Origin of the sequence: Paenibacillus sp. PastM-3 (assembly GCF_029893965.1) — a bacterium.
Taxonomy (GTDB): Bacteria; Bacillota; Bacilli; order Paenibacillales; family Paenibacillaceae; genus Paenibacillus_AQ.
Genome location: NZ_JARXXP010000001.1, coordinates 765,533 through 791,405 on the forward strand (window position 1 = coordinate 765,533; position 25,873 = coordinate 791,405).

Annotated in this window: 31 protein-coding genes and 1 pseudogene; 7 read left to right on the top strand and 25 right to left on the bottom strand. The window is 51.3% G+C overall.

Translation table 11 applies throughout. The features are described 5' to 3' along the window. Positions 1 to 5 precede the first annotated feature (5 nt). The 4 genes from plsX to M2108_RS03470 form a co-directional block, all read right to left on the bottom strand. Complete coding sequence (gene plsX / locus M2108_RS03455) at positions 6 to 995, bottom strand: phosphate acyltransferase PlsX (RefSeq protein ID WP_277467260.1); 990 nt, start codon at positions 993 to 995, stop codon at positions 6 to 8. Further along, positions 979 to 1,575 (bottom strand): transcription factor FapR, encoded by a 597-nt coding sequence (fapR, locus tag M2108_RS03460; protein ID WP_068725862.1) that lies wholly within the window; start codon positions 1,573 to 1,575, stop codon positions 979 to 981. The genes plsX and fapR overlap by 17 nt, the downstream gene beginning before the upstream one ends. A 937-nt stretch (positions 1,576 to 2,512) precedes the next feature. Then, entirely contained in the window at positions 2,513 to 2,686 is a 174-nt protein-coding gene (gene rpmF / locus M2108_RS03465) for a 50S ribosomal protein L32 (RefSeq protein WP_019911234.1), read from the bottom strand. Between the two features lie 53 nt (positions 2,687 to 2,739). Further along, positions 2,740 to 3,261, bottom strand: coding sequence for a YceD family protein (locus tag M2108_RS03470; RefSeq protein WP_277467247.1), 522 nt, complete (start codon positions 3,259 to 3,261; stop codon positions 2,740 to 2,742). 150 nt (positions 3,262 to 3,411) lie between these two features. Here M2108_RS03470 and M2108_RS03475 point away from each other — a divergent pair, with 150 nt between their 5' ends. Next, the gene (locus tag M2108_RS03475; RefSeq protein ID WP_277467245.1) at positions 3,412 to 4,650 is read left to right on the top strand and encodes a nucleotidyltransferase; all 1,239 of its coding nucleotides are present in this window, start codon (positions 3,412 to 3,414) and stop codon (positions 4,648 to 4,650) included. Here the strand turns inward: M2108_RS03475 and M2108_RS03480 are convergent. Next, positions 4,628 to 5,677, bottom strand: coding sequence for a SepM family pheromone-processing serine protease (locus M2108_RS03480; protein WP_277467243.1), 1,050 nt, complete (start codon positions 5,675 to 5,677; stop codon positions 4,628 to 4,630). The genes M2108_RS03475 and M2108_RS03480 overlap by 23 nt on opposite strands. Positions 5,678 to 5,814: 137 nt before the next feature. Between M2108_RS03480 and M2108_RS03485 the strand changes: the two genes are divergently transcribed. After that, a complete protein-coding gene (locus M2108_RS03485; protein ID WP_277467242.1) occupies positions 5,815 to 7,044 on the top strand; it encodes a nucleoside recognition domain-containing protein in 1,230 nt (409 codons plus the stop codon). Here M2108_RS03485 and coaD read toward each other — a convergent pair. The 12 genes and pseudogenes from coaD to M2108_RS03540 form a co-directional block, all read right to left on the bottom strand. Beyond that, complete coding sequence (gene coaD, locus M2108_RS03490) at positions 7,016 to 7,534, bottom strand: pantetheine-phosphate adenylyltransferase (protein WP_221799791.1); 519 nt, start codon at positions 7,532 to 7,534, stop codon at positions 7,016 to 7,018. The genes M2108_RS03485 and coaD overlap by 29 nt on opposite strands. After that, positions 7,518 to 8,132: pseudogene (rsmD, locus tag M2108_RS03495) on the bottom strand (16S rRNA (guanine(966)-N(2))-methyltransferase RsmD); the annotation flags it as partial. The pseudogene rsmD and the gene coaD, both read right to left, overlap by 17 nt. Positions 8,133 to 8,517: 385 nt before the next feature. Beyond that, complete coding sequence (locus tag M2108_RS03500) at positions 8,518 to 9,198, bottom strand: stalk domain-containing protein (RefSeq protein ID WP_277467241.1); 681 nt, start codon at positions 9,196 to 9,198, stop codon at positions 8,518 to 8,520. Between the two features lie 91 nt (positions 9,199 to 9,289). Next, positions 9,290 to 9,676 (bottom strand): LytTR family transcriptional regulator DNA-binding domain-containing protein, encoded by a 387-nt coding sequence (locus M2108_RS03505; protein ID WP_277467776.1) that lies wholly within the window; start codon positions 9,674 to 9,676, stop codon positions 9,290 to 9,292. A gap of 26 nt (positions 9,677 to 9,702) precedes the next feature. Next, positions 9,703 to 9,864 carry a cyclic lactone autoinducer peptide gene (locus M2108_RS31560; RefSeq protein ID WP_481857203.1) on the bottom strand — a complete coding sequence of 54 codons (162 nt, stop codon included), beginning with the start codon at positions 9,862 to 9,864 and terminating at the stop codon, positions 9,703 to 9,705. Continuing rightward, entirely contained in the window at positions 9,806 to 10,366 is a 561-nt protein-coding gene (locus M2108_RS03510; RefSeq protein ID WP_277467240.1) for an accessory gene regulator ArgB-like protein, read from the bottom strand. The genes M2108_RS31560 and M2108_RS03510 overlap by 59 nt, the downstream gene beginning before the upstream one ends. Continuing rightward, complete coding sequence (locus M2108_RS03515) at positions 10,359 to 10,871, bottom strand: hypothetical protein (RefSeq protein WP_277467238.1); 513 nt, start codon at positions 10,869 to 10,871, stop codon at positions 10,359 to 10,361. Before M2108_RS03515 ends, M2108_RS03510 begins: the two co-directional genes overlap by 8 nt. A gap of 241 nt (positions 10,872 to 11,112) precedes the next feature. Beyond that, positions 11,113 to 12,822: an alpha/beta fold hydrolase gene (locus M2108_RS03520; RefSeq protein WP_277467237.1), complete on the bottom strand. Its 1,710-nt coding sequence runs from the start codon at positions 12,820 to 12,822 to the stop codon at positions 11,113 to 11,115. Positions 12,823 to 13,080: 258 nt separating this feature from the next. After that, complete coding sequence (locus tag M2108_RS03525) at positions 13,081 to 13,233, bottom strand: hypothetical protein (RefSeq protein WP_277467236.1); 153 nt, start codon at positions 13,231 to 13,233, stop codon at positions 13,081 to 13,083. 116 nt (positions 13,234 to 13,349) lie between these two features. After that, a complete protein-coding gene (locus tag M2108_RS03530) occupies positions 13,350 to 13,658 on the bottom strand; it encodes a hypothetical protein (protein WP_277467235.1) in 309 nt (102 codons plus the stop codon). Positions 13,659 to 13,737: 79 nt separating this feature from the next. Beyond that, positions 13,738 to 14,019: a holin gene (locus M2108_RS03535; protein ID WP_277467775.1), complete on the bottom strand. Its 282-nt coding sequence runs from the start codon at positions 14,017 to 14,019 to the stop codon at positions 13,738 to 13,740. 5 nt (positions 14,020 to 14,024) lie between these two features. After that, positions 14,025 to 14,822, bottom strand: a complete 798-nt coding sequence (locus M2108_RS03540) for a glycoside hydrolase family 73 protein (protein ID WP_277467233.1) — start codon at positions 14,820 to 14,822, stop codon at positions 14,025 to 14,027. Between the two features lie 252 nt (positions 14,823 to 15,074). Here M2108_RS03540 and M2108_RS03545 point away from each other — a divergent pair, with 252 nt between their 5' ends. Further along, a complete protein-coding gene (locus M2108_RS03545; protein WP_277467231.1) occupies positions 15,075 to 15,200 on the top strand; it encodes a hypothetical protein in 126 nt (41 codons plus the stop codon). A 121-nt stretch (positions 15,201 to 15,321) separates the two neighbouring features. On the opposite strand, the gene M2108_RS03550 is transcribed toward M2108_RS03545, so the two are convergent. Beyond that, entirely contained in the window at positions 15,322 to 16,953 is a 1,632-nt protein-coding gene (locus M2108_RS03550) for a sensor domain-containing diguanylate cyclase (RefSeq protein ID WP_277467230.1), read from the bottom strand. A gap of 210 nt (positions 16,954 to 17,163) precedes the next feature. Between M2108_RS03550 and M2108_RS03555 the strand changes: the two genes are divergently transcribed. Continuing rightward, a complete protein-coding gene (locus M2108_RS03555) occupies positions 17,164 to 17,448 on the top strand; it encodes a hypothetical protein (RefSeq protein ID WP_277467228.1) in 285 nt (94 codons plus the stop codon). A gap of 89 nt (positions 17,449 to 17,537) precedes the next feature. Here M2108_RS03555 and M2108_RS03560 read toward each other — a convergent pair whose 3' ends face one another. Further along, positions 17,538 to 18,143, bottom strand: coding sequence for a pentapeptide repeat-containing protein (locus tag M2108_RS03560; RefSeq protein ID WP_277467227.1), 606 nt, complete (start codon positions 18,141 to 18,143; stop codon positions 17,538 to 17,540). Positions 18,144 to 18,269: 126 nt separating this feature from the next. Between M2108_RS03560 and M2108_RS03565 the strand changes: the two genes are divergently transcribed. Beyond that, positions 18,270 to 18,647, top strand: a complete 378-nt coding sequence (locus M2108_RS03565) for a PilZ domain-containing protein (RefSeq protein WP_280776875.1) — start codon at positions 18,270 to 18,272, stop codon at positions 18,645 to 18,647. An 84-nt stretch (positions 18,648 to 18,731) separates the two neighbouring features. Here the strand turns inward: M2108_RS03565 and M2108_RS03570 are convergent, their stop codons facing one another. Genes M2108_RS03570 through M2108_RS03590 form a run of 5 tightly spaced genes read right to left on the bottom strand, consistent with a single transcriptional unit; the run spans position 18,732 to position 22,257 of the window. Further along, a complete protein-coding gene (locus tag M2108_RS03570; protein ID WP_277467225.1) occupies positions 18,732 to 19,466 on the bottom strand; it encodes a hypothetical protein in 735 nt (244 codons plus the stop codon). Continuing rightward, positions 19,460 to 20,161, bottom strand: a complete 702-nt coding sequence (locus tag M2108_RS03575) for an ABC transporter ATP-binding protein (protein WP_277467223.1) — start codon at positions 20,159 to 20,161, stop codon at positions 19,460 to 19,462. The genes M2108_RS03570 and M2108_RS03575 overlap by 7 nt, the downstream gene beginning before the upstream one ends. Before the next feature lie 2 nt (positions 20,162 to 20,163). After that, positions 20,164 to 20,544 carry a GntR family transcriptional regulator gene (locus M2108_RS03580; RefSeq protein WP_068725831.1) on the bottom strand — a complete coding sequence of 127 codons (381 nt, stop codon included), beginning with the start codon at positions 20,542 to 20,544 and terminating at the stop codon, positions 20,164 to 20,166. Further along, positions 20,544 to 21,293: an ABC transporter permease gene (locus M2108_RS03585; protein ID WP_277467222.1), complete on the bottom strand. Its 750-nt coding sequence runs from the start codon at positions 21,291 to 21,293 to the stop codon at positions 20,544 to 20,546. Before M2108_RS03585 ends, M2108_RS03580 begins: the two co-directional genes overlap by 1 nt. Further along, positions 21,286 to 22,257: an ABC transporter ATP-binding protein gene (locus tag M2108_RS03590; RefSeq protein ID WP_277467221.1), complete on the bottom strand. Its 972-nt coding sequence runs from the start codon at positions 22,255 to 22,257 to the stop codon at positions 21,286 to 21,288. Before M2108_RS03590 ends, M2108_RS03585 begins: the two co-directional genes overlap by 8 nt. Positions 22,258 to 22,469: 212 nt before the next feature. Between M2108_RS03590 and M2108_RS03595 the strand changes: the two genes are divergently transcribed. Then, positions 22,470 to 22,841, top strand: coding sequence for a hypothetical protein (locus M2108_RS03595; RefSeq protein WP_277467220.1), 372 nt, complete (start codon positions 22,470 to 22,472; stop codon positions 22,839 to 22,841). Between the two features lie 100 nt (positions 22,842 to 22,941). Then, the gene (locus M2108_RS03600) at positions 22,942 to 24,312 is read left to right on the top strand and encodes a cryptochrome/photolyase family protein (RefSeq protein WP_277467219.1); all 1,371 of its coding nucleotides are present in this window, start codon (positions 22,942 to 22,944) and stop codon (positions 24,310 to 24,312) included. 522 nt (positions 24,313 to 24,834) lie between these two features. Here M2108_RS03600 and M2108_RS03605 read toward each other — a convergent pair. Beyond that, positions 24,835 to 25,848: a phosphotransferase enzyme family protein gene (locus M2108_RS03605; RefSeq protein WP_277467218.1), complete on the bottom strand. Its 1,014-nt coding sequence runs from the start codon at positions 25,846 to 25,848 to the stop codon at positions 24,835 to 24,837. Between the last annotated feature and the right edge of the window lie 25 nt (positions 25,849 to 25,873).

Below are 25,873 nucleotides of genomic sequence, written 5' to 3' on the forward strand. Positions count from 1 at the left end.
GTCACTCACTTCCCGCTAATTTCCTTCGATATGCTGGACACAAGGCCCGCCTGCAGCGCAATCCGCGCCTGTCTGACCGCATTCTTCACCGCATTGCCGTCCGAAGAGCCGTGGCCCTTTACAACCAGGCCGCTAAGGCCGAGCAGCGGGGCGCCGCCGTGCTCCTTATAATCCATTTTGCCTTTGAGGCTTCTCAGCTCAGGCATCAGAATCGCTGCGCCGAGCTTTGTTTTGAGGGATTTGCTGAATTGCTCCTTAAGGAGGGAAAACATCGCTCCGGCCGTCCCCTCAAGTGTCTTAAGCAGAATATTTCCGGCAAAGCCGTCGCAGACAAGCACGTCACATGCGCCTGTAAGCACATCGCGCGCTTCTACGTTGCCGACAAAATGAATGCCCGGCAGCGCTTCAAGCAGCGGATAGGCTTCTTTGGTCAGCTCATTGCCTTTGCCCGGCTCTGTGCCCACATTCAGGAGGCCGACCCGGGGCCGCGCAATCCCATGCACCTTGCTGCGGTATATACTGCCCATCAGTGCATACTGGGCCAGGTGCTGCGGTTTGGCGTCCATATTGGCTCCAAGATCCAGCGCCAGCACGCCGACATCATCAAGAGTCGGAATCATCGGGGCCAGTGCGGGGCGTTCTATACCGTCCATCCTTCCTACAACCAGCAGCCCGGTAGTCATCAGCGCTCCGGTATTCCCGGAAGAAATCATGGCATCGGCTTCACCCTCACGCACCATCCTTCCCGCTACGACCATGGATGAATCCTTTTTGCGGCGGACCGCCTTTACAGGCTCCTCATCGGAACCGATTACTTCCCCCGCATGACGCACCGTCACGTTCGAAGGCTTATTCTTCAGCAGCGGCTCAAGTCTGGCTTGGTCGCCGACCAGCACCAGCTGGGTATCGCCCCATTCTGCGGCCGCAGACAAAGCACCTTCCACATTACATTCAGGTGCGTTATCTCCGCCCATGGCATCAATGGCGATCAGCATTGCGGTTTCCCCCTTCGCTGTATTCTTCAACTGCAGAGCGGTACACTACGAAATGACCCTGAAACACAAGTTCTTCACCGACATATGTAAACACGTCCACTTCGGCCTTGCCGCCCCGGCCGGCAAGTGAACGCACCTGCGCTTTGGCAATACATTTCTCTCCGAGCCGCACCATCCGTACAAACCGGATATCGGCGGAAGCCGTCAGTGCGATCTCATCGTTGATCACAGCCACTGCCAGCGAATTCGCCTGACCAAACACATAATGGCCGCGGGCGATCCCGTTTCTGGAGAAAACATGCTCTTCACGGATCTCAAAGATGGAAATACCGCTCTTGTCCAGCTGCAGATCTACAATGTCACCGACCACTTCATCAGGCGGCAGTGAACGCACCTGATCATAGGAGTGCTCTGCCATCTGCTTCATCCGTTCGCGCAGTTCCGGTATTCCCAGCTCCAGCCTGTCCAGCCGGATCGTCTGGATGCTCACCTTGAGCTGCCGGGTCAGCTCCCGGTCTGTCACAAACGGATTGCCGTCGATGATCTGAAGCAGCTTCTGCTGGCGCTCTTTCTTGGACATCCGCTCTATGGCGGCTCACCTCCTGGCACATGCTCAGGCATAAAAAACGGCTCAACCATCCGGAAGCGGACGGTTTGCCGTAATCAGCCTGTAATATAAGGATGATGTATGGCGTTACGCCTATAGTATTCTTATATCTGAACAAAGCATCCGGCCGCGGAAAGGCCGCTGTCATCACTTACGTTATGGTTAAAATTTCATTTTAGAACCAGGTACTAATATGTAGTATAAAGCATCAGCCGCCAAAAATAAAGCATTGACATGAAAGTTACATTCACAAGGTATCCTCTGCGGGGGCGGTAAGCTCTGTGCCGGGATTCCGGCAAGTTTATTTCCCCGAAAAGGATCAAGCTCTAGTCCCGCCTGATGTTCCACCAGAGAGCAACGGACCGGGCGGCCCTTATTGGTGCTTGCAGCCCCTTTCCAGTAAGCTAACGGACACCAGCGACGTTAAATACTGACATTGACCTGAAAAACGGCTTCAGGATAGGCAATAAGCGCAATAGGGTCCGTTAGGCGGAAAATAGCCCTCTTTTTAAGAAAATAAAGGCGCTGGTGTCCGTTAGGATGTTGTGTAATCGAGCTACCTGAAAAATAATCAACTAAGTCTTGGACGAATACGCTGAAAGGATGTTAGACGAATACAGTGGCCGTTTTTATTTGGATAAACGTCACTTGATTCCACTATTTTATGGTGAAAATGGCTTTCCGGGTTAAAATAAGCAGCTATTCTACAACCAATCCTTCGAAGTCAGGCAAAATCGTGAAATGAAGTGACGAAAATCCAATGAATTCTTAAGGGCCTATAGCAGACAACCTCAAATATCCCCCCTTAGTCTCAAGTCCCCGGCACCTGCCATGCAGCAAGCCTAAAATACTTCAGCCCATAAAAAAATAGCACCCCACCTTAAGATGAAGTGCTATCTCTTATCACAAACTATTGTTTGATGATTTCTCTAGCTTTGTAAGTTCCGCAAACTTTGCATACGTGGTGAGCCAGTTTTAGCTCTCCGCATTGTTCACATTTCACCATACCTGGTACTACCAGTTTGAAGTGAGTGCGACGTTTGTCGCGGCGAGTCTTGGACGTTCTGCGTTGTGGTACTGCCATGATTATCAACCTCCTGAATTTGTTGTTGACCCGTTATAACCCGGGATTTGTTCTTAGTCATCTTGCTTGGTAAAGAATCCTTTCAACGCAGCAAGCCGGGGATCGACTACTGTGTTGTCGCAACTGCAGGTGCCTTCGTTCAAATTTTGTCCACATGTCTGACAAAGACCAAGACAGTCTGCCTTGCACAATACCGAATCCGGTAAGTGCAGTACGAAGTTTTCTTCCACGTAAGGAACAAGATCCACAATCTCGTCCGGGGCGTAGATGAGTTCGTCATCTTCGTCTTCTGGAAGAAGCGGCTGCTTAAGCCATTTGAAAGTCTCAGCAAAAGGAATGTTCAATTTGCTGTTAACCTCGCTGAGGCAACGTGCACATAACATGTCCACATTCCCTTCCAATGTTCCCACCACGTTCACACTATCGGTTCCCGCGGGCAGCGCTTTAAGGTTCACTGTAAGCGGTGCAACAGAAAGTATATCCTTCCGCCCTTTGACAAGCTCGCTGACATCCAGTGTCTCATGGAGGTGCAGTGGCTCGTCGGCATTTGCCAATTTGCGAAAGTGAATCTTCATATTCATCACTCCAAACAAACAAAAATTATTATACCTAGAATTACCGAAGTTTGTCAACCATTTTTCCTTTATGTTGTTTCGGTAACCGGGACAACTTATGATATAACTATTAACCCAATATATCAAATACGATTTGGAGTGACACGACCCGTGACCACAGTCGGCATAATCGCTGAATACAATCCTTTACATAACGGCCATGTCCATCATTTTAATGAAGCCAAAAGACTGACCGGCGCGGACACGTCCATCGTCGTGATGAGCGGGCCGTTCACCCAGCGCGGCGAGCCGGCGGCGGTGAGCAAGCAGGCCCGCACGGAGATGGCGCTGCATATGGGCGCCGACCTCGTGCTTGAACTGCCGGTCGGCTATGCCCTGCAGCCGGCCGAGTGGTTCGCCTTCGGAGCAGTCTCACTGCTGGAGGCGACCGGGGCCGTCGACAGCCTGTGCTTCGGCTCGGAAGCAGGCCGTTTAAGCGAGCTGCTCGGGCTGGCGGAGTTCCTGGCCGATGAGAGCAGCGAGCTTCGAGGCGAGCTCCACCGCCGCCTGGCGCTCGGAGCGAGCTTCCCGGCCGCCTTCAGCGCTGCTGCGGCGGCCGTATGGTCCCAGGCTCCCGGCGGGCACGGGAGTCCGCATGAGGCCGAGGCGCTGCTGCGGCAGCCCAACAACAGCCTCGGCCTGCACTACCTGATCGCGCTGCGCCGGCTCGGCAGCGCGATCAGGCCCTTCACCGTGCCGCGCACCGGCGCGGGGTTCCACGACCCGCTGGAGCGCGGGTCGTCCATTGCCAGCGCAACGGCGATCCGCCGGCTGCTGCTGGAAGGGGGGGCTCCGGCGGCATACATGCCGGAATATAGCATGTCCATTCTGGAAAGGGAGCATGCGGCAGGCAGAGGCCCGGTGAGTCTGGAGGACTTCCGCAGCCAGCTGCGCCATGTCCTCATTACCCGGACCGCTGAAGAGCTGCGGGAGCTCCAGGATATGAATGAAGGGCTGGAGAACCGGCTGCTCAAAGTTATGCCGCTGCTGGATCAATTTACAGTCAGCGGGCTGCTGGAAGCGCTAAAAAGCAAGCGCTACACGCATACCCGCCTGCAGCGCCTGCTTGTCCATGCCTTATTGAATCACAGCAAGGCTGAATTGAACCCGTCCGCATTAGCCGGCGGACCCGGATACATCCGCGTGTTAGGCTTCCGCGAGAGCGGGCGCACACTGCTCAAGAAGATGAAGCAGACGGCAGCCTGGCCTGTTGTTCTCTCACCAGCGCAGTTCACCCATCCCGGATTGGACCGTGACCTCCGGGCAGCTGCCGCCTACGCCGGAGCATTCAATGAGCCCCGACGGGCTGACCTGTACGCTGACTATCTCAAGCCGCCGGTGAGGATATAGCCGGCAGCTTCTCCATATAATCCAGCGCCTCACCCAGCGTTGATACAGGCACCAGCTTCATCGAGGTGCCTATTTCGTCTGCCTTCGCTTTGGCTTCATCATAGTTCTTGACTGGCACGAAGAACACCTCTGCCCGCTCACGGTCCGCAGCAACAATTTTATGCTTGACCCCGCCGATCGCTCCTACAGTGCCTTCAGCAGTAATAGTGCCAGTCCCCGCGATTCTATGCCCTCCGGTCAAATCCCCCGGTGTAAGCTGGTTATAGATTTCCATAGTAAACATAAGGCCAGCTGAGGGGCCGCCGACATCGGTATCCGTGAAGCTGACCGCCTTGCCCGCAACCTTGGGCTCGACCTTCTGGACAGCTCCGATAACTACGCCTAATCCCGGTTTTCCTTTTCCGGTATCCGCATCTATTACCTCAACCAATGCCACCTGCTCTGTAATTTCCTTCCCGTCCCGCTGCAGCACCGCCTCAACCCGGTCTCCAATTTGTCTGGATGACAGCAGCGCAGACAGAGCCTGCGGATCAGGGATATGCTGTCCCTCTACGCTGACTATCCGGTCTCCCGGACGGAACTGACCAGGATTAGCCGTACCCGGCACAGAGAACACATACAGGTAGTCCACTACGTCTTCATAAGGGATACCCGCAGCATGATAAGCTGCCTGCACGGCGAAAGACTGCGAGCTGTTCATATAATAAACCTGCTCTGCCGCGTATTCCTGTTCTGTTTTGTTTCCAAGCCGTGCCTCCTTCAGCACAACCTCACTGTTGGAATTAAAGGCTGAAGCGATAAGCAGCGCCACATTGGCATAGCTTGCTGACACGGTGGTCATCATGAAGGTGCCCTTCTCGTCCTTGTCTGCATTCTCCACCTTGATCATCGGCGCCACCTCAGAGGCTCTCCCCGGCTGATACACAATATAAGGAGTATTCATAAAAACAGTAACATAGAGTATAACCACAAAAGTAAACAAGTAGGCGATCGCACGGAATCCTACCCGGCGTTTATGCTGCCTCAATGCTATTCCCTTCTTTCCTGCGGCTCTCTGCCTGCTTCAGGCGGCTTGTGACAGCTATGGCATGATGGTTGTCTGCTGTGCATAAATTGATAACAGTCGTATGCCATGTCTTAACCTATGAAGAGGTGAAGCTCAAAATGAATAACGTTAAAATACAGAGAATAACTTCAGCTTCGGCACCTTTTCTGACCGGAGCAGCGGCCATCCTGCTTGCAGCGGCCATAATCTCATCGCCGGAATCGTCCTTTGCGGCTTCACTGCAAGGCCTCAAGCTCTGGTGGACGCTGATTTTCCCGGCGCTGCTGCCGTTCCTCATCCTCTCGGAAATGCTGACAGCCTCAGGCTTCGTACACGGCTTGGGTGTATTGCTGGGGCCGCTCATGACCCGAGTGTTCCGGCTGCCGGGCGCCGGAGGCTGGACGCTGGCTCTCGGCATGACCGCCGGGTTCCCCGCAGGGGCAGGCGGTGTGCAGCAGCTTCATAAGCAGGGCGGCATTTCGGACAAGGATGCCGGCCGCCTCGCTTCACTGGCCCATTTTGCCAGCCCTGTAACTGTAGTAATTGTAGTCGGTGCAGCTTTCCTGCACAGCCCGGCAGCAGGCTATGCCCTGTTAGCCATTCACTGGCTATCCGGCCTAGCCGCAGGATTCACGGCAGCACTGTTATCTGGCAGAAACCGTACAGTAGCCGGCAGCCCCGAACATCCGGCTGTCAAGCCGGCATCCTTGATGTCAAGGGTCCGCCAGGCCATGCTTCAGGCACGTGAACAGGACGGGCGCAGCTTTGGCAGACTGCTGGGCGAATCAGTATCTGCCGCAGTGCAGAGCCTGATGGTAATCGGAGGCTATATGATCATGTTCTCCGTTGTTATCAACATTATCACCGCCAGGCTCCCGCAGCTGTCGCCGGGATTTGCCGCCAGTGTACTCGAGCTTCATCTTGGCGCCAATGCCGTGACTTCACAGGTTGCAGAACCGTTTGCCTTTGGAGCAATAGGTGTAACCAGCCTTGCACTCCTGTCCGCAGTGCTCGGGTGGAGCGGAATCTGCGGGCAGCTTCAGGCACTGACTGCCCTGAAGCAGGCCAAAGCCCGGTTTCTTCCATACGCTGCCGGACGTCTGCTGCACAGCCTCTATGCCTTCGGCTTGACCTTTGTGCTCTGGCAGCCGCTGAAGCATGTGCCTGCCCCTGTTCTTCCAGTCATCAGCAGCACAGAAACGGCAGGCGATGCCGGAATAACCGGTCCGCTTGCCGTCTGGAATATAGTTCCACAGCTGCTGAGCCTGCAGACTTTTCTTTTGCTGCTATTATCTGCCTTGTCAGCAGTAGTATATATGGTTACCTGGTTCCGGCGTCCAGCTGGCTGAATTTGAGCTTCATCGCCTGCTCGACCTCGGGGGTGACAAATTCGGATACATTCCCGCCGAAATGGGCCAGCTCCTTCACTACACTTGAGCTTAGGTAGGAATATTTGGGGTTGGTCATCATGAAGATGGTTTCCACTTCAGGGTCCAGGCTGTGATTGATCGAAGCGGTCTGCAGCTCATATTCGAAGTCGGTAACTGTACGGATTCCGCGTACGATGACCTGGGCGTTCTTTTGGCGGAGATAATTCACCAGCAGATCCCGGAAGCTGTCCACCTCCACATTAGGAAGATCCGCCGTTGCCTGCCGCAGCAGCTCTGTGCGCTCTTCCACGGTAAACATCGGTTTTTTGCTGAGATTATTCAGCACGGTAACTATAAGCCTGTCAAACTGTTTGGCAGCGCGCCGGATAATATCGATATGCCCCATTGTAACCGGATCAAAGCTTCCCGGATAGATGGCAACACGTTCTTTTCTAATTTGCAGACTCATCGTTACCCTCCCTGCCACTCTCAACAGCTTCTTCAGAAGCAGCTTCGTACTGATAGATGGAAATCGCCGTCTCACCATATGTAGCCTGCCTTGTCCGGTAGAACCCCGGAATCTCTTCAGGGTAAGCGTAGCCTGATTCATGTTCCAGTACAATGACCGCATTAGGGTTAAGTAAACCTTTGCCGGCCAAGGCCAGCATTAACTCATCGCCGTGCTTCATCCGGTAAGGCGGGTCCAGAAACACAAGATCAAAAGCCCGTCCCCGCTTCTCCAGCGCACCAAGAGCCCGTCCGGCATCGTTACGGTATACCTCTGCCTGCTCCTCCAGCTTTGCCGCCTTCAGATTAGCCCGCACCGTATCAATGCTTTTCTGCTCCATATCTACAAACACCGCGCGTTCCATCCCTCTGCTCAGCGCTTCAATTCCAAGACCGCCGGTGCCAGCGAACAAATCCAGCGCATTGCCGCCTTCAAAATAAGGGCCAATCATGCTGAACAGCGCTTCCTTCACCTTATCGGTCGTTGGACGCGTCCCGTTACCTGGTACACTTTTCAGGGGTCTCCCCTTGGCACTTCCCGATACAACTCTCACCGATTCACCTGCTCTATGTCTCTGTTTATTATGCCGTTAGGGGCATAAGTCCAAGCCTATAGTACCACAATTAATCGGTTAAATAAAAAGTTTGTCTATTGGTGTACGTTTGGAGTAAAGCAAAAAAATAATCAAACACCATGTATAGAACCATTCAATCCCGGACATCATGTAACTATCGACATCACAAAATGTCGTAGACAACCGCGGAGCAGGCTTACGTTTCCCCATAAGCTCTTCGTCCGGTTTCTCCTCTCCCATGAAAGAGGCCCTAGCAATAGGGCCTCGATTTTTTTGTGTATTCGCAGAAGGAACTTGTTTGTCCAACAGAAAAAGGCCACCCTTTAGAGTAGCCTGCCTTCAAGCATTCATACAATTTGGATAGTGCACCTTATTTATAATAGGAAGTAGTCAATGGAATAAACACGGTCGTTCCGTCTTCAACCTGGCCGGTTACGTAAATTTTGCTTACTCCGGCAATGTTGGCCTCAACGGTAACGAGCCCCTGCTCGGCTGTAATGGTCTGTTTTTTCAGAACGGTATCCGTATCGCTGTCCTGAATGGTAAAGTCTTTAATGTCGCCGCCGATAGCTGCCACCTGGATGTACAGCTTCTGATATTTTTTATCCGGATACAGCATGAAGGAGCTGCCGCGTGTGCCGCTGCCGTTATCGAAATGAACATCCTTGTAGTCCTTATCCAGATAGACCGTTTTATCAGGATCTTTAGTGTGATAGTTTGAGTCAAAACCTGCGGCAATGGATACGCCTTCAATCTGTTCGCCTAAAGAAATGGTGCTGGACGCAGCATCAAAATTAACGGTTACCCCCAGCAGATCGGAGATGGCTCTTACCGGAAGGTAGGTAGTATTGTTATATGTTATTGGGGCTACTACCGCGCCGCTGCTGTTCTTCAGCTGGACAGGCTGACCGTCCACTTTAAATTTGATACCCGGATTCAGAAATGCCTTAATCGTCTGCAGGTTAGCACCGGCTGCAACCCCTGCACCCATCCCGCCCAGAACAGCAAAAGCCGTTAATGCAGCTGTCATTTTCTTTTTCACCTTGTTCATTTCCCTCCATGTATTTCAAATTTTAAGTGCTACCATGGAGTATAAAGAATCATCGCGCGGCATGCAATATTTTCCTGTGCAAAAAAAAGAACTACCAAAGCGGCAGCTCAATAAACGTAATATTCGGCTGCGCGATTCTGACTTCCTTAACGACTTCCTTGTAGCCCTTTTCGGACAGGAAGCACTTCTGCTCTATGCCCTTGCGGTTCTCGCCGAAATAGGCGACATGGAAGGTTTTGTCCAGCTGGGTGATGTTAGTGACATTGATCAGGGTATTGCGGTCTGCCAGAACAAATTTGTAGCCGGAGCTCTTCAGGGTGGTTACCCAATATTTGAGGGTCCCGACTGTGTAAAACACTTCATCTTTGGTATGGATCACAATCCGGTACAGACTGCGTTCAAACTCCATATACGTGATTTCCGTGATTTCGAGGGCAATTAATCCGGAATCCCCCTTGGCGTCACGGGTTACTGACATACTGCTCAATAAAACCAGCTCCAATACTATTTCAGTAATTCTTCCGGAATCTCCGGCTGGTGGATGTAAAGTATACTAGGCACTGCCTCTGCTATAAAAGCAGCAACGGCCAACAGGATTGACGCCAGCTTATAAACGGCCTTGTGCTGAAATGTTCTGATGATTCCCGCTCCCCTTTCTCCAAGCAAATACCAAGCTTATGGACTGGGCTGTAAAAGCAGCCGCAATAACCGGAGATGCTATATAGAAATTAACAGTTACGAGCATAGCCGCAATGATCTTGAGCCTCGGCCAGTACCGCCGCGGGATCCGGGTCTGTTTGTCGATTCCGACAGGGGCAAGCAGCAGGACGAGCAGCAGGCTTAGTCCGTTCATGATCTGTACGCAGAGCTGCCCGGCCTGTACATAGGATAATGCGGTAAACAAAGCAGTTGTAAAAAGCACACAGGCTATGCCTGACTTCAGATGGACTCCGCCGGAGACCTGCCGCAGCAGCGCAAAAAAAATCAGAATCAGCACAGCTTCCGCCGTATGGCCGGTAGCCAGCGAAACCAGCAAAGTACAGCTTATTACGAGTACAACATTAAAAAGCACTGCAAGAGCAAACTTGAGAACTGCATACGATGCCGGATGTTCCGGGACAATCTGTTTGATTCTGGCCGCAGACCATCCTGCCATTCGTTCAAGCATCCTCTTGCTCCTTCTTAGTGGAATAGTACAGTAGAAATACTGACATCACGATGAAGAACACAATATTAAATAGAAGGTTATTATAAAATAGAACCACAGAGATCGCCAGCAGGAATACGATGATCATCACAGTAAGCACAATATCCTCAAGCTTGAACCTGAGTTTGTCCAGATCAAAGGTGAAACCTCTGCCTTTACGGTAGAGGAACCAGAAGCTGGTTACTACTACTGCTGCGGTAGCGGATTGAAGCAAATATCCGCTCGACAGATCCGCATTTACAGCCTCAAGTGATCCGAACAGGATAAAGACCAGCACTGTCTGAATGGCGGCAAAAATGACATACCCCGACACCGTAGCCATAACCGCCAGCACTACCGGCATCCGGACAACTGCAGCAAACAGCAGGATAAATACAATGACCGTTATCAGCGGGGAGAGATTATCCATATTCAGCTCATTGCGCAGCAGATAGCTCTGGATATTATTAAGCAGAATGATAACCATGGCGGGCCATAGATACCCTCTCCATTTAAAACGGAATAAACACATAATTAAATAATACAGGGATAAACCTTCAATGGTTGAAAAAAACATGAATTCTGCAACTTCCAACACATACACCGCCCGGCCCCATTATCATTACTAAAAAGATCAACTCTATAATATAACTTTAGTCCTATATTCGTATAGATGATAATTGCGAAAAATTTAAAACAATCAAAATCTAAATAAAACGCTGCGTGTACTACTTCTGCCTGCCGATCCATGCTCCTATATCTGTGATTACCTGATCATTCACTCTCCCGGGTACATAATATTCCTCCAGCGTTCCAGCGCCTTTCCCGTCATAATCGACAAAAAAGTGATTCAGCCCCGGATACAGCTTAAACTCTGCCGACGGATTATGCTTCAGCACCTCTTTCCACTGCACAAAATCCTTCTCCGCATATACCTGAAAATCATCCTCTCCCTGCAGCACCAGTACCGGCTTGGTCAGCTTCCCGGCGAGCTCTGCCGTATCCTGCTGTTGCATTTCAAACAGATAGGACGCCGGCAACCCGAATACGGGCTCTGCCTGAGCAGCCTGTTGAGCGGACATGGAAGCCAGAGCTTTGGCCTTTTGAAGCTCGGCGTCGACAAGCGCAGCATTCTGCGCTTTGCGCGGATCACTGTCATTCATAGCCTGTATACCCGCCATGTTCTGGTCATAGACGATCTCCCATAGCTTGCGCGGAGAACCGGCCAGCAGAATGAGTCCGGCAACATTACCGCCTGCGGCATCAATCCGCGGTGCCAGCATGCCGCCCAGGCTGTGCCCGGCCAGATATACCCGCTCAGGATCCAGACGCGCATCCTGCTTCAGCAGCTTGGCCGCCAGCACAGCATCCTCTACCGTTTCTTCCTTGACCGTCAGGCCTGCTGACGCTTCCCCGGCATATTGCTGCGCATAAGTATAGGTTCTTTTGTCATATCGCAGAACTGCAATTCCCTGTTTGGCAAGCCCCCAGGCCAAATCGCGGAAGGTTTTATAACCAAAGGCGGTTTCATCCCGGTCAAACGCGCCTGATCCGTGTACCAGCACGACCGACGGGAGAAGGCCTGAAGTATGCTCGGGTAATGTCAACGTTCCCTTTAAGGGATGTGCAGTCCCGGCACCGACAATCGTCTCCTCTTCCTTTAATCCCGCCGGAAGCTCCATATCATCTGATGCTGCCATTGGCTTAAACAATAAACCGGCCAGGCGGCCGGAGCCGTCAACCGTAAGGGACATTTCCAGGCTGCTTTGTGCAAATACAACAGGTGCGTGAATCACAGTGTATCCGTCAGCAGACGATGCTGTGGCGGCATCCAGCCGGACAAATGCACCGTAGGTTCCGACCAGCATCTCCCAGACAGACTGCATTTTTAATACCGGAAGCGCCTGCTGGACCTCTTTATTGAACACTGACTGCCACAGCTCCATGTATTTCCCTGTGCTGAGCAGGTCTGCTACATGGTCCGCGTACTTTTGCGGAGTGCTGGCAGCAGCCAGATTCGCAGCGGAATCATACGATGTTATCATTCCAAGTGCGCTGAAGTATGCTAACGGAACATAAATACGGTCTCTTTTCAGAACAGCCTTGCCGTCAATAACCAGCTTGTCTTTGCCGTCAACAGTAACTGTGCTTTCTTCCAGCTTCAAAACGTAGGTGTGTTCATTACCTGTCAGCTGCAGACTATTCTGCGCTTTTATGTAGCGTACTTCATAACCAAGGCCTTCTCCTGTCAGCCGGACGGGCATCATCACTATTTTCCCTTCAAGATAAGGCCGTACCTCATCATTAATTTTGAGGGTCACATTATTGAGTATAACAGCAGGCTGCTTAGCCGCCCCGTATACCGATTCCGGACTTATTCCTCCGTATTCAAGCAGCAGGAGACTGCAGATGAGCACAGTTACGATTTTTTTGCACATAGATGATCTCTCCTTTAGTGGTCTAGTTCTCTTGTCCGCCTCAGCATGTTCCTGCACAGTATTCACCTCTTCTCAGATAAGCTTCTACTTTTAATTGTCTGATGATCATTAGCCCCTCCTTATATACCATCCATTATTCTCCATTATAACTCAACATTGCGTTTAATCCCTGCCTACGTACCAAGAAAACATAAATACCGAAGCAGCCAAAAAAGGCATGCTCCCGGCTTCGCCGGAAACACGCCTGAGGAACCCCCTCTAGATGAAGCAGGCACTCAAGATAATAACAAGCAGGATATAAAGAACCAGAATCGCACTAGTGGAAGTCCAAGGACCTACAGGACCTACAGGACCTACAGGACCTACATTAGCGCCGCCAACATTACCGCCGTATCCGCAATCTGCACCCATGAGATAACCTCCTTCAAGATAATGACTACAGAATAGAATATGAGAGGATACACTGCACAGTTTGGGCAGAACGGACTTTTTTTAGGCTGGAAAGTGATATGTCATCTTACCTTGCATTAGTCTGAAACCAGTATGCCGTCGAAGCTTTCCGGACCCACACGTATCGTACCGGGCAGATTGGATGATACAAAGGCTGTATAAGTCAGTGTTCCTCTTACGATCGTAACGGTTACCCCTACCAGCGCAAGCGGCAGCTGTACCGAGATTGTTCCTTTTAATAGCAGACGCAGGTTGGTCGTAACCCCCTCACTTAACAAGCCGATCTGGCCGAACAGCTGGGGCGTATTGATGAGCAGAATCGGAATCGCAATAGAGTTCGCTGTACTGGCATTCTGAGAGGTTCTGGCATCTACGTAGTTCATCATTTTAGCTGCATCCGGCCATTATTTAATCATATTACCTGCAGGCAGGAGCATATCCTTGCAGCTTGGTCTCCTGCGTATGCTATTTGTCCTTTGTGTGCCCGTCCCGCCTGTTAAAAGCAAGCTCAAACAGTCCGGTAGCCGACAGCCCGGCCAGACCTCCGGCCCACAGCCGGAGCACAAGCGTCATATCGGTGAAGGGGTAAGAAACCGCTCCGACTATAAGGCCGATTGCCAGACCAACCGCCGGAACAAGCTGCTTCGGAAGATTTACACTGTTTTTCACCAGCTGGACAAGCGCCATGACAAATACAGCGAGTACGGATGCGAAGGCGAGTACATTGCTCAGCGCCTCGTTAACCATCATAATCACCTCCCGGTCACCAGCAGTCCAGCCCGTTGAAGCACTGTAAGCAGACGGTAAAAGTCATAGCTTCCCCCCGTCGGCGTATCCAGCAGGCCTGCAGCCACAGCCGCATTGACCGCCGGCTCCGCCCAGGCAGGAACATTCATAACCGCCCGGCCTTCAATGACGCCAAGCCGGTCTGTGACATTTTTGACCGTCTGGCCCTGCTCCTGCATCCCGGTTTTGAGAGTATCCCGGCTGGCCGTAAGTCCGGCCAGCAGTACACGCAGATCTTTAAGTTCCGCCTCCAGATTCGCGAGCTTCTGTCTATCCTCTGCCGACATCTCATCATCCTCCTTGATCTCGTCATATTGGTACAGATCGAAGGTATCCATAATCTGTATCAGCTTGGCTGTATAATTAGGGTCAGAGGCATATCCGGCAGCAGCAATTTCCCTGGCGGCGGTCTGTCCGTCCACACCGATAACCTTGCTGTACAGATTACGGTTCCATGAGACGCCCCCGACGATAAGCGCAGAATGGTCCGCTACGGATTCACCCCAGTCAATATAAGCGCGAAAGGCTGCAGTTACCTGAACCGGATTGCCGTTTAAGTATTCCGTTGTCCGGGCAGCAATGCTTCCTGCCGGTCCGCTGCCTTTGATGCCGAACAGGTTATTGGCCTTTACCGTTAATCCGCTGTTCCCCCAGCCCGACTCCAACGCAGCCTGGGCTATGATAAGTGAAGCGGGAATGTGGCTGCGCTGCATATCCGCTATTGCAAAGGGCACAATCCGCGCGATAAACTCCGCATTGGTCATGCTCTCACATCCTTTCTCTATATTAAATGCACCTTCTGCTGAAAGGCTTGTGCTTATCCCTAAAGGCCCCGGCAGCATGCACTTTTTACTGCAGCGCAAACAAACGCCAGAGCGATGCTCCCGGCGTCCCCTATACAAAATCACTACAATTTTAATATTATTTTTTAGGTTTTTTTTCGGCTTGTCTTGTTAAATCCAATATTTAGGCGTATTATATAGTAAAATATAACTAGAAGGAGGGTATATTAGACTATGCCTTCATATTATTTTAAAGAGGTGTGGACACCTCTGAAGTGGGTTGGAATCAAGTTCTTTCATGACGACGAAAACAATCTGTGGATCAAATGGTGGTCTAACCCGCGTAAAAGGCTGCGTTAATCGTTTCTAGCAGTTTACATATTACTCCATTTACATAAAAAAGCTCTTTTGAGCTGCAGGCGTTTATAACGCTACAGGCCAAAAGAGCTTTCTTATTTTCAGAACGGCAGGGCGAAGAGCATCAGCTTGCAGCCTCAAAGGTTATCCGGTTTTTACCACTGCGCTTGGAAATATAGAGCGCCTCATCTGCCAGCCGCATCGCTTCGGCCGGCTCCCCCGCATCCGGATACCATACCGCTGCACCTACACTGCAGCCGACATGAAGACTCTCGCCTCCAATCAGGAACGGAAGATTAATTTTGCTGATGATACGCGTAGCCACAATTTCCGACTCCTGCATCGGCTTGCCGGCGGAGGTATGTAGAATGACAACGAACTCATCCCCTCCCAGCCTGGCAACGATTTCGTGATCACGCGTGGAGTCCAGCAGTCTGCCCGCAACCTGCTGGAGCAGTACATCGCCTGTCGCATGGCCGTATGTATCGTTCACCCTTTTGAATCCGTCTAAATCCAGATACAGAATGCTGAGTGTAGTCTGATTCTGCTTGGCCTTACTAACCGCATGAGTCATAAATTCATCCAGTGCCGCACGGTTTGGCAGCCCGGTCAGTGAATCATGCATGGCCATATCAGACATATAGCTTAGCTCGCTCTCTGTCTTGGTCAGGTTATCCACTAAGTTCTGCAGAGAGGCGGAGAGAATCGTCACATCCGTGATTCTGGCCGAAGTCGGAATGTCCACACAGGCGCCGGAGCTGAGCAAATCCGCTGCCCTGGAAATGGCATTCAGCGGCCGGGAAATCCATCCCGCCAGGAACCAGCCGATCACACCGAACACAACAGCAGCAGCCAGGCCGCTCAGAATAATGAACCGCTCCAACTGATGAACCGAAGCAAAGGCAATTTCCGCAGGTTGGCGGATAATGACAGACCAGCCAAGACCGGGATAATTCAGATAACCGTCACCATAAGCATATCCTGTCAGGTATGTATTACTGCCGTCCGCACGCTCTACCATCCAGGAATTCTGCCCCGCCTTTACCTTCTCCAGCACTTGATCTGTAAACTTGGTTCCGGTAAGATTGTCAGGTCCAAGCAGTATAGTGTCATCTTTCCGGCTGACTACCAGCACCTCGATACCGCTCATCCGCTCTTTAAGGGGATCGACAATGGATTTCTCCACCTCACGTGACCACTCCCAGCTGAGATGTGCTGCCAACACTCCTGTGGTCTTACCCTGTTTATTGTAAACAGGCAGGCTCACATCAACAAACTGCAGCTCTTCTCCGCCGGGATTCGGCAGCAGCTTGGACAACAGTACGGCATCGTGGACATCCCCGATGAACAAGCCTTTTATTCCTTCCTGAAAAACAGGACGCTGGCTGATATTTTGGCCCGCCAGAATATTATCCGTGGACGACAGTACATTACCATGCGGATCCAGAAATCCCACCCAGGTGAACACAGGCAGGCTGCTCTTCAGCTCATTTAGCAGACCGCTGATTTCCGCCTTATCATAAGGCTCCTGAAAAGCGGCAAGTTTGCTGAGCACCTGAACTTCACCGGAGCGTGACCACATGAAATGATCGAGTTTCTCTGCCATCTGTTTCGCTTCCCCGGCAAGCGAGCCACCAATGCTCCGTTCCACTGATTTCGTTGATTCGCTGCCGATGATCCAGATCAGCAGGGCTGTAAGCAGAATAATAATGACAGCGAATGCGCCTGAAAAAAAGGTGCGCAGGTTAAATGACATACACATGTCCCCTTGTCGAAGTAAGTCGATAATTATATATCGGACAGAACCGTAGTGATAATAAGCAAACCTGCGATTATGTAATTTCTTGATTAAGCTGATATGTTATATCAAAATAATACTGAGTTCTTCCACGGCTAGTGATCCCGCAGGGATGCTGTAGTATACTCTGCTCAGCAGCACATGCCCAAACCAAGGAGTGGTAGTCCCGTGAGCGAACAATTCGAAATGTATGATGACCCTTTCAAAATGCTGATTCTTCTGGCAACACTGGTCTGCGAGAAACAGGGTACCGAGCTTAACTATGAGCAAGTCCCATCTTTCGAGAATGACACCTTTTCAATCCGGCATGAGAGATTTGTTTATAAAAAAGACGGCACTGAAATTACGTGGTTCGAGTTCCTTGGCCGCGATATAGCCTCAACTCATGACCTTACCCGTTCGGGGTACAACAAAATGTTTGTTGACTGCATGGCTTCGCTCTACCAGCTCTGATCCGTTAACAGAAGATGACCGTCCGCACAAAAAAAAGCAGCTCCGCCTCTTCATAAGAGCGGGGCTGCAGCCCTGTTCCGGCCTATCCTTCAGCCTACTTTGGCCCCCAGTGAGCGGGCCAGCAGCACAGCCTGTTCCACGTCAATCCTTACGTTCTTCAGGTCAAGGCTCTTCAGATCAATCCCCTCCAGCTTTGCATCCCGCAGATCAGCTCCCTCAAGCTTGCACTGGCTTAGCCGCACACGGCTCAGATCCGCACCGCGCAGGTCACATTTCTGCAGATTGCAGCCCAGCATGTCCGCCTCTGTAAACCGGATGCCCCGCAAATCCTGGCGCGCCAGGTTAATATGCCGCAGATTTGTATATGACCAGTCCCCGCCGTCCAGTGTAATGCCGTCCATGGCAGCATTGGCAAAATCAGAACCTGTCATTTTACAGTCCTCAAATTTCGCAACAAACAGATTGGCTCCCGTAAATTTGCAGTTCGTAAAGGCTGCTCCCCGGTGCAGCGATGCATTCAGCTGTGCCCCTGAAAAATCGCAGTCGATGAATCTGCAGCAGCTGGAGTTCATCTCCTCCATCGACGCCCCCCTGAACGAGCAGCGTTCAAAGGTACAGCCGTTCAGCTCTCCGTCCTGCAGAGATGCGTAATCAAATTTCTGCTCCAGAAAGCTTTTATTATCATACTGATACAAGACCTGCACGCCCCTTTTATCCCCTGCTAAAATAAATAAATGATTATTTCTCTTAAAAATGGCACTATAGTAGATTGTTCTCATCCTGTCATTCCGCTATAATAGCAAAAAAACAGGCGGAGGTAAATGATGGACGACTCCAGCAGAAAAGAACCATTCCGATATGTAATGAACCAGCCGATCGAATGCTGGCTTGAAGTTCCTGCAGGCAATACCGGTCCTGGCGCCGGTAAATTAACCGAGGGTGTGCTGCTTGATCTCAGCCGCTCGGGCTGTAAGGTGCGCACTTCGCTGAACCTCCGCTTTACCTCAGGTGATACCAAGCTGATCATCCATTTCCGGCTGGCCGAACAGAATCTGCAGTTTGAGGGCAGCGTGCGCTGGGGCTGGATGTTTGGTATAGGACAATTCCAATATGGAATCAGGCTTGAGCTGAACGAACAGGAAGATGAGCAGCTGGTACGCGAACTGGAATTGTGGACAAATACGCGCACGGCGCTGTAATGTCACCAGGTATAATATTATACCCCATGAAGACAAAGAAGCAGAGCTGCCGGACAGCTCTGCTTTTGTGACCGTTTTATGTGTTTAAATTTCCGTTCTTGTCCTGATCAGCAAGGTCATCGCATAGACCAGCAGTACAGCAACCCCGGCTTCAAAAACCAGCACCCCGATCAAATCCGAGCCGGTATAGACAAGCTCTAGCCCGCTGGAGAGATCTGAGGCTTTTGTAATTTCGAACCGGAACGCATTGTCAAGCCCGATAAAATAGTTGTTAAACAGCAGCTTCTCGAGGTAAGCCACCCCATTTTCTATAGCGAAGAGAACAGCAAGTGTAATCCAAACCTTCCCTTTTAACGGAATACTGCGTGCCACCGTGCAAGCGAACATTACCATCAGCAGGATTAATCCTGCAGACCAAGTGCACTGTAATGTGCTGCGTATCACAACGGGCCAAAAGTTCGCGGGTAGGAAATCAGCTGAGTAGACCAGGACATACAATCCCAGATGAATCAGTCCGATCAGCAGCAGAGACAGCAGAAGCAGCCAGTACAGCAGGAGCGGCGATAGTACGGTATATATTGCATTTACAGGAATCAGCCTGCGCGGATAGGATTTCAGGTTACGGTTGTAGCTGAAGGCGGCAAAGAACAGGAAGATGGTTCCTACCACAAAATAGACGATTAAATGTATAGAGACTGTCTCTTCAATCGTTGTACCGGAAGATAACCAGACCCCGATTTGAAACAGGATCATAATTACCAGTACCGCAAGTATGCGGTCACGGCTGCGCCGGAAATCGTAAGAAATCAGCTTCAGCATTCCGCATACACCTCTCTGAACAGCTCATCAATGCTCTTACCGCGCTGCAGCCGCAATTCCTCAACATCACTATGCAAGAATATTTCCCCTTCTTTAATAAAGATCACCTCATCAAAAATCCGTTCAATATCCGATACCAGATGGGTAGAGATCAGAATCGTACTGTCCTCCTCATAAAACTCCATCAGGGCATTGAGGATTTTGGTCCGGGCCACCGGATCAACGCCGCCAATCGGCTCATCCAGCATATACAGCCTGGCCCTGCGGGACAGGGCAAGCGTAAGCTGCAGGCGCTCGTTCATCCCTTTGGACAGCGAGGATACTTTACTTTTTTCACTGAGCTTCATGAAGTCCAGCATGCGGCGGGCTTTTTCCGGGTCAAAATCAGGGTAGAAGTCACGCATAAATTTCAGTGCATCGCCAACCTTCATCCATTTTTCTGTTAGCGGACGGTCCGGCATGAAGGATACAAGTAGCTTGCTTTCTTCCCCTACGGGTGTGTTCAGCACGGAAATGCTGCCGGCGGACGGCTGGGCAAGCCCTGATATCAGCTTCATCAGCGTGGTTTTTCCGCTTCCGTTGCTGCCGAGCAGCCCGGCGATTTTACCGGCGCCCAGTTCAAAAGAAACATTGTGCAGCACCTGCCTGGAGCCGTATGCTTTGGATACCTGCTGAACCTTAAGTATGCTGTCCACCCTTACATCCCCCTGCTTTCTTTTGCCGCAATATTGTCAGCCACAGCCTTTACAATCTCTTCACTCTGGAAACCAAGCTCCTGCATGCCGCGGACGAACCGCTCAAGAATGTCCTGGGCCATTTCCCGTTTGATCTTCATAATGGTCTCTTCCCTCCCTGTTACGTATCTCCCCATGCCGCGCCGCGTCTCCACGATCTCTTCACGCTCCAGTTCCTGAAAGGTTCTTTGCACTGTATTCGGATTAATCTGCAGTTCCGCAGCAAGCTCGCGTACAGAGGGGATTTTGTCACCGGGCTTCAGCTTGCCTGTGATGATCTCGCCTTTGAGATAGTTCATTATCTGTAAATAAATCGGCTGGTTGTTGTCAAATTCAATCGTCATCAAGCAACGTCCCTTCGTCTGAACACCAGAAAGCCCGCCAGCAGAAATACGGTCATATAAACAGCCAGAACTACAATCGAAAAGCCGACCGTCATGCCTGGCAGCGGAGCCTGCTGACCGCTTCCGTACACGGACAAATCAAGGTTGGGGAACAGGAAATACTTATAGAAGCTGCGCGAAATCACCATTTTATCCATTGTTAACAGGAACATTGAAAGACCGATAGCAACACCTGTCGAATGGGTCAGCACACCCAGCATAAACGCAAGAGTCACATATACAAAAGAATATATGCATCCGTACAACAGCGATAGCAGTATATCTGCTATTCCCGTGTCTCCGCCTCCTGTCTGAAACCATATCATGCCGCTAAGGAAAATACCTGCCGCCGCAACGGCAGTCAGACTCAGAACATAGAGCAGAACGGTCACATATTTGGATGCCAGAATGGCTGTACGGCTGCGGGCGCGGATCAGCAGGAACTTGATGGTCCCGCGGCTATGCTCCTTGGCGACAATCCCCGCGGTACCGATGATCGACAGAATTGTCATCACCTGGCCCATTCCGGTCGGCAGCAGCATTTCCCTCGTAAAACCCGCTGCTGAAGCAAAGGAGCCGGGCGACACAGAATGGAAAATATATCCCAAAAGCTGCGGGAACAGCATAAGAATCAGATAAGGTACAACAAAGGAGCGTATCTTGGCCATCTTCACCCATTCATTGACTACCAGCAAATTAAATTTACGCAATCCGGTTCCCTCCAGTCCATTTCAGGAAATCATCTTCGAGGCTCTGTTTATGCTCAGTAATCCGGTAGATACCGACTTTGGCCGCACTGAACGAGGCAACCAGCTCAGGCACTTTACGGTCGTGCAGGCTGATAATCAGCTCGGAATGTTGTTCATCTGTGGCAGTCAACCGTACTCCCTCTTCCGCCTGAATCACAGCTGCCGCCGCTGTAAGATTATCAACCCTGATGCTCAGGGATACTTCATTCTCTGTGCTGTCTTGTGCTCCAAGCCGGGTAACTTTGACTAACGTGCCGTTCTGGATGACGACCGCCTGGTGGCAGATCTGCTCGATTTCGCCCAGCATATGGCTGGAGATCAGGATGGAGATCCCTTCCACCTCGGCGATTTTTCGCATATACCCCCGCATCTCACGGATACCCGCCGGATCAAGTCCATTGGTCGGCTCATCCAGAATCAGCAGCTTCGGCGAGTGTAGCAGGGCCTGGGCAATACCAAGCCGCTGGCGCATGCCCAGTGAGTAGGCTTTAACCTTTTTATCCAGCGCATTCTGCAGTCCTACCAGTTCTACTACCTCAGCTATCCGCGATTCAGCAATCCCGTCGCTCATCCGCACATATTGCTTCAGATTATCAAGTCCGCTCATATGGGAATAAAACTCAGGGTTCTCGATAATGGCCCCGATATGGGCGATAGCCTGCTGAAAATCATGGCGGATACTGTGGCCGTGAATCAGGACATCACCCTCTGTCATTCTGATCAGTCCGGTCATCAGGCGGATCGCCGTCGTCTTGCCCGCACCATTTGGCCCAAGCAGCCCTACAACCTCCCCTTTACGGATTTCAAAAGACAGCTGGTTGACGATCGCCTTCCCTTTAATCATCTTTGTAACATTTTTCATTTGCAGAACCGGCAGATCGCCTGCGGCCGCTGACTGTGGCCGGTTAACTGAAGTCCGCTCCATTTCCGTTGTACCCCCTGTACTGGTGTGTTAGTTACATAGTACACTAGGATAATGGTAAAGTAAAGCCTGAACTTCCGGATTATTTTGACTCCGGTTCGTGTTCCCTGTTGGGGTGCCCTATTAACGGACTGCTAGTTTATCAACCACACCAAAATATGGACAGTACATAAAATAGAATTGCATCAGAGTTGACAACCTTAGGAGGAATGATGATGAAGCCAGACGTTCATGTATCCCAGACTTACCCCCGCCTGAGAGTCTATGAGGAAGAAAATTACCTGGGCCGCAGAAGAACCTATACCGGTAACCTGGGCATCCGCAATACCGATAATATCCTTGATGGTATTGAGAGCCTGCGTTTCTTCTCTACCAGCAGCAATGCAACCCTGGTTCTGTTCAGCAGAACCCGGTTTAGAGGCAGCTTCCGCGTGCTCCGCGGAAATCATAACATCCGTGATCTGGATGACTTTATCCGCGGCAATGATGTAGAATCCATTATATCAACCAATCAGCGCCTTACCCTCGCGCAAATCCGGGAAATCCGCAGAACCGGCGACCTGCCTTCTGGGTACAGGCTAATCTAGCTGTACGGATAATAATCATTTATTCGCTGCCATAGTTCATTGCCCGGTTCACAGTTTAATAATGAGTAAACCTTTTTGTCTGTGAAAGGAAGCTGCCCATATGATTCTATTCATCCACCGCAAGGATCTGCGGACTTATGATCTGCCGGCATTTGACCTCATTCAAGCTGCCGGAGATCGTTCGCTGCATGTACTGATCCTCGAACCTTTTCTTCTGCGCAATGGTCGCCATCTTGAACACAGCGGCATCAACTTCCTTACACATGTAGCCAGGTTACAGGAGGAGTATGCCCGGGAAGGCAAGCTGCTTCACATACTGTACGGCGAGCCTGAGGTCATTGTGGGCAAGCTGTCCCAGATCCACCCGATTGATCTCGTAATAACCCATACCGACTATACTCCTTACGCGTTAAAAAGAGATAGCCTGCTGAGCGACACCGCGGCAGGCCTTGGCCTCCGCTTTCTCTCCTGCCAGGACAGTATGCTCTGTGACCACAATGATTTTATGGAGTGGAGCGGCCGGAACGAACCGTTCAAGGTGTTCACTCCCTTTTACCGCCGCTGGCGCAGCTTTCTCGCTGAACGCTTCCGCCCGCCCTACTCTGCCCGCCTGCAGCAGCTGGATACCGCATCACTCGATGCTGATGCTGTCTCTGAATTCAGGCTTCCCGAGGAAATCACCCGTCAGCTGTCTCAGCTGACCTTATCGGCACGCAGCATGAGTCCCGGCCTTATCCTGGATGATTTCCTGCAGACCGAGCTGCAGTACTACCAGGTCGCACGCGACAAATATGCACAGCAGGGAACCAGCATGATCAGCCGACATCTCAACACCGGAGCCATCTCGGTGCGGACGGTTTACAGCCGGCTGACGGAGGACGGCAGAAGCGGGGAAGACTGGCTGAGGCAGCTGGGCTGGAGGGATTTTTACCTGTATCAGGCCCGGATGGACCCTGATTTCTTCAGCTATGAAAAGGTTTATGACCTGTCAGCGCTTAGTACGGATCATTTTGCAGCCTGGTCCAGCGGCAATACCGGCATTCCGGTAATAGATGCAGCAATGCGTCAGCTGAACGAGACCGGCTGGATGCCGAACAGGCTGCGGATGATTACCGCCATGTTCCTGACCAAAAACCTGGGCTGTCCGTTTATTTACGGGGAACGGTACTTCCGCCTGAAGCTGAAGGATTACGATAATGTGCTGAACCGCGGCGGCTGGCTATGGAGCTCCTCTCTTGGATACGATGCCTCCCCGTACTTCAGGGTGATGAATCCGGTCACGCAGTCGCAGACCCATGATCCGGACGGCAGCTATATCCGGGCATGGATGCCGGAGCTGTCCGGTCTGTCCGACAAAGAGATCCATCTGCCCCGCCCGGAGGCCATTGTCGACCTGAAGCGTTCACGGGCCTTGGCGATTGAGACTTATAAGGAAATACTAAGAGGCACGCCGGATGTGATTAGCGGGTAAATCAAACAGCTGCAGCAAGAACCCTGGACTTATTGCCAGGGGTTCCATGCTGCAGCTGTTTGGTTTGTTGAGAGAGTAGTCAGAGCTTCCTCAACGACAGACTTATTGAGATCACGCTGAGGCTCCAAAACATTTAGTTGGATTTTTGCTGCTTAATCTCATACAAGCTCAACTTTTCCGGTAATTAGTTGCGAAATCGCTACTTAATTAAGGCTGCAACCCTCATTATGGGCAAAAAGCGGATCATTAAGTGCCGTTTTTCCAACTAGATTTCTCAAACCTTCAGTTTACCAGGTATTAGATGGCGATTTCCACTTAGTTCGCTCAAGAATCTCCATTCTGTGCAATTAAAATGCTTGCAAAAGATCGTTTTACTTAAAAAGGATTTAGCAGCACAAAATACACGTATATCGTACCCATGCAGCTTTACACGGGTTTTAAATGCACAGAGTGCAGCTATTCTCCTGCTAACAACACTTGTATGATAACCTTTTCCGCATATTCATGCCGCCTATCCCCGTGCTAACCCCTGTCGGATCTATCCTGCTCTTCCCGCAAAAGCTCCACAATCCCTGCTGTTCCTGCCGACAGCTGGATCAGATCAGCGGATAGCAGCCGCGTCTGCTCATGAAGCACGCTGATTGGATCCGTCCCTTCCAGATAACGGGAGGCAAAATGCAGAAACACATCAATTTTGCGCAGCAGCATCAAGACCGGAATCGCTGTCAGCTCTTCGGCAGTCAGCGTTACGCTCCGGCTGAAGCCTCTGCAGAAATCACGGACTGCCTGTTGCTGCTCCGGATGGCCCAGCAGCCCCGACAGAATGACTGCAGGGTCCATGGCCCGCAAATCATAGGTGCAGAATTCAAAATCAAGAAGTGCCGCAACCCGGCTGTAATCATCCGTATCCACCAGCAGATTAGAAGCATTGAGATCTCCGTGGATCAGCTGATGCGGGAGCGTTTCCAGTTCCTTTAGCGAATCTGCAATATTGACATAGGCCTCATATATCCTGCCAAGCTTCACCTTCAGCTCAGCCAGCGCCTTCGGCGGATTCATGCACAGCTCCCGGACCGTCTCATCAGTACATAGCGGATATGCCTGGCGGAGCTCGTAATAGGGACGGTAAACCGGCTTCGGGCCGGGAGCTAATTCAGACAGAACGGACGACAGCTGTCCTGCAGACGCGCCGAACGACTCATAGTAACCGGTAACCTCTTCCCCGGGGGAATCACCGTCAATATACCTGAACAAGCAGGCAAATTTGCCCTTTCCCTCTTCAAGCTGCACCAGTGTGTCACCATATACGGTTTGAACCGGCAGCGGTGTACTAAACGGTAATGACAGCTTACTCAGCTCAAGCAGCACATAATGTTCGAATTCTATTTTTCCCCTGTCGCGATGGGTATCATAAATGCGCAGAACGCCCTTCCGGCCGCTTCCGTTTACTATATAGGTTGTATTGTTCCAGCCTCCGCTGCGCTTCTTTAGCGTTCCGACCCATTCCGGCCAATGCTCCCTCACTATTGTTTCCACAGACTCATGCCTCTCTCTCAAAAAT

Excerpts from the sequence above, each read along its gene's own strand:
- plsX (WP_277467260.1), bottom strand. The coding sequence starts at position 995 with ATGCTGATCGCCATTGATGCCATGGGCGGAGATAACGCACCTGAATGT.
- fapR (WP_068725862.1), bottom strand. The coding sequence starts at position 1,575 with ATGTCCAAGAAAGAGCGCCAGCAGAAGCTGCTTCAGATCATCGACGGC.
- rpmF (WP_019911234.1), bottom strand. The coding sequence starts at position 2,686 with ATGGCAGTACCACAACGCAGAACGTCCAAGACTCGCCGCGACAAACGT.
- M2108_RS03470 (WP_277467247.1), bottom strand. The coding sequence starts at position 3,261 with ATGAAGATTCACTTTCGCAAATTGGCAAATGCCGACGAGCCACTGCAC.
- M2108_RS03485 (WP_277467242.1), top strand. The coding sequence starts at position 5,815 with ATGAATAACGTTAAAATACAGAGAATAACTTCAGCTTCGGCACCTTTT.
- coaD (WP_221799791.1), bottom strand. The coding sequence starts at position 7,534 with ATGAGTCTGCAAATTAGAAAAGAACGTGTTGCCATCTATCCGGGAAGC.
- M2108_RS03500 (WP_277467241.1), bottom strand. The coding sequence starts at position 9,198 with ATGAACAAGGTGAAAAAGAAAATGACAGCTGCATTAACGGCTTTTGCT.
- M2108_RS03505 (WP_277467776.1), bottom strand. The coding sequence starts at position 9,676 with ATGTCAGTAACCCGTGACGCCAAGGGGGATTCCGGATTAATTGCCCTC.
- M2108_RS03510 (WP_277467240.1), bottom strand. The coding sequence starts at position 10,366 with ATGCTTGAACGAATGGCAGGATGGTCTGCGGCCAGAATCAAACAGATT.
- M2108_RS03515 (WP_277467238.1), bottom strand. The coding sequence starts at position 10,871 with ATGGTTATCATTCTGCTTAATAATATCCAGAGCTATCTGCTGCGCAAT.
- M2108_RS03520 (WP_277467237.1), bottom strand. The coding sequence starts at position 12,822 with ATGTGCAAAAAAATCGTAACTGTGCTCATCTGCAGTCTCCTGCTGCTT.
- M2108_RS03525 (WP_277467236.1), bottom strand. The coding sequence starts at position 13,233 with ATGGGTGCAGATTGCGGATACGGCGGTAATGTTGGCGGCGCTAATGTA.
- M2108_RS03530 (WP_277467235.1), bottom strand. The coding sequence starts at position 13,658 with ATGATGAACTACGTAGATGCCAGAACCTCTCAGAATGCCAGTACAGCG.
- M2108_RS03535 (WP_277467775.1), bottom strand. The coding sequence starts at position 14,019 with ATGGTTAACGAGGCGCTGAGCAATGTACTCGCCTTCGCATCCGTACTC.
- M2108_RS03540 (WP_277467233.1), bottom strand. The coding sequence starts at position 14,822 with ATGACCAATGCGGAGTTTATCGCGCGGATTGTGCCCTTTGCAATAGCG.
- M2108_RS03545 (WP_277467231.1), top strand. The coding sequence starts at position 15,075 with ATGCCTTCATATTATTTTAAAGAGGTGTGGACACCTCTGAAGTGGGTT.
- M2108_RS03550 (WP_277467230.1), bottom strand. The coding sequence starts at position 16,953 with ATGTCATTTAACCTGCGCACCTTTTTTTCAGGCGCATTCGCTGTCATT.
- M2108_RS03565 (WP_280776875.1), top strand. The coding sequence starts at position 18,270 with ATGATGGACGACTCCAGCAGAAAAGAACCATTCCGATATGTAATGAAC.
- M2108_RS03570 (WP_277467225.1), bottom strand. The coding sequence starts at position 19,466 with ATGCTGAAGCTGATTTCTTACGATTTCCGGCGCAGCCGTGACCGCATA.
- M2108_RS03580 (WP_068725831.1), bottom strand. The coding sequence starts at position 20,544 with ATGACGATTGAATTTGACAACAACCAGCCGATTTATTTACAGATAATG.
- M2108_RS03590 (WP_277467221.1), bottom strand. The coding sequence starts at position 22,257 with ATGGAGCGGACTTCAGTTAACCGGCCACAGTCAGCGGCCGCAGGCGAT.
- M2108_RS03595 (WP_277467220.1), top strand. The coding sequence starts at position 22,470 with ATGAAGCCAGACGTTCATGTATCCCAGACTTACCCCCGCCTGAGAGTC.
- M2108_RS03600 (WP_277467219.1), top strand. The coding sequence starts at position 22,942 with ATGATTCTATTCATCCACCGCAAGGATCTGCGGACTTATGATCTGCCG.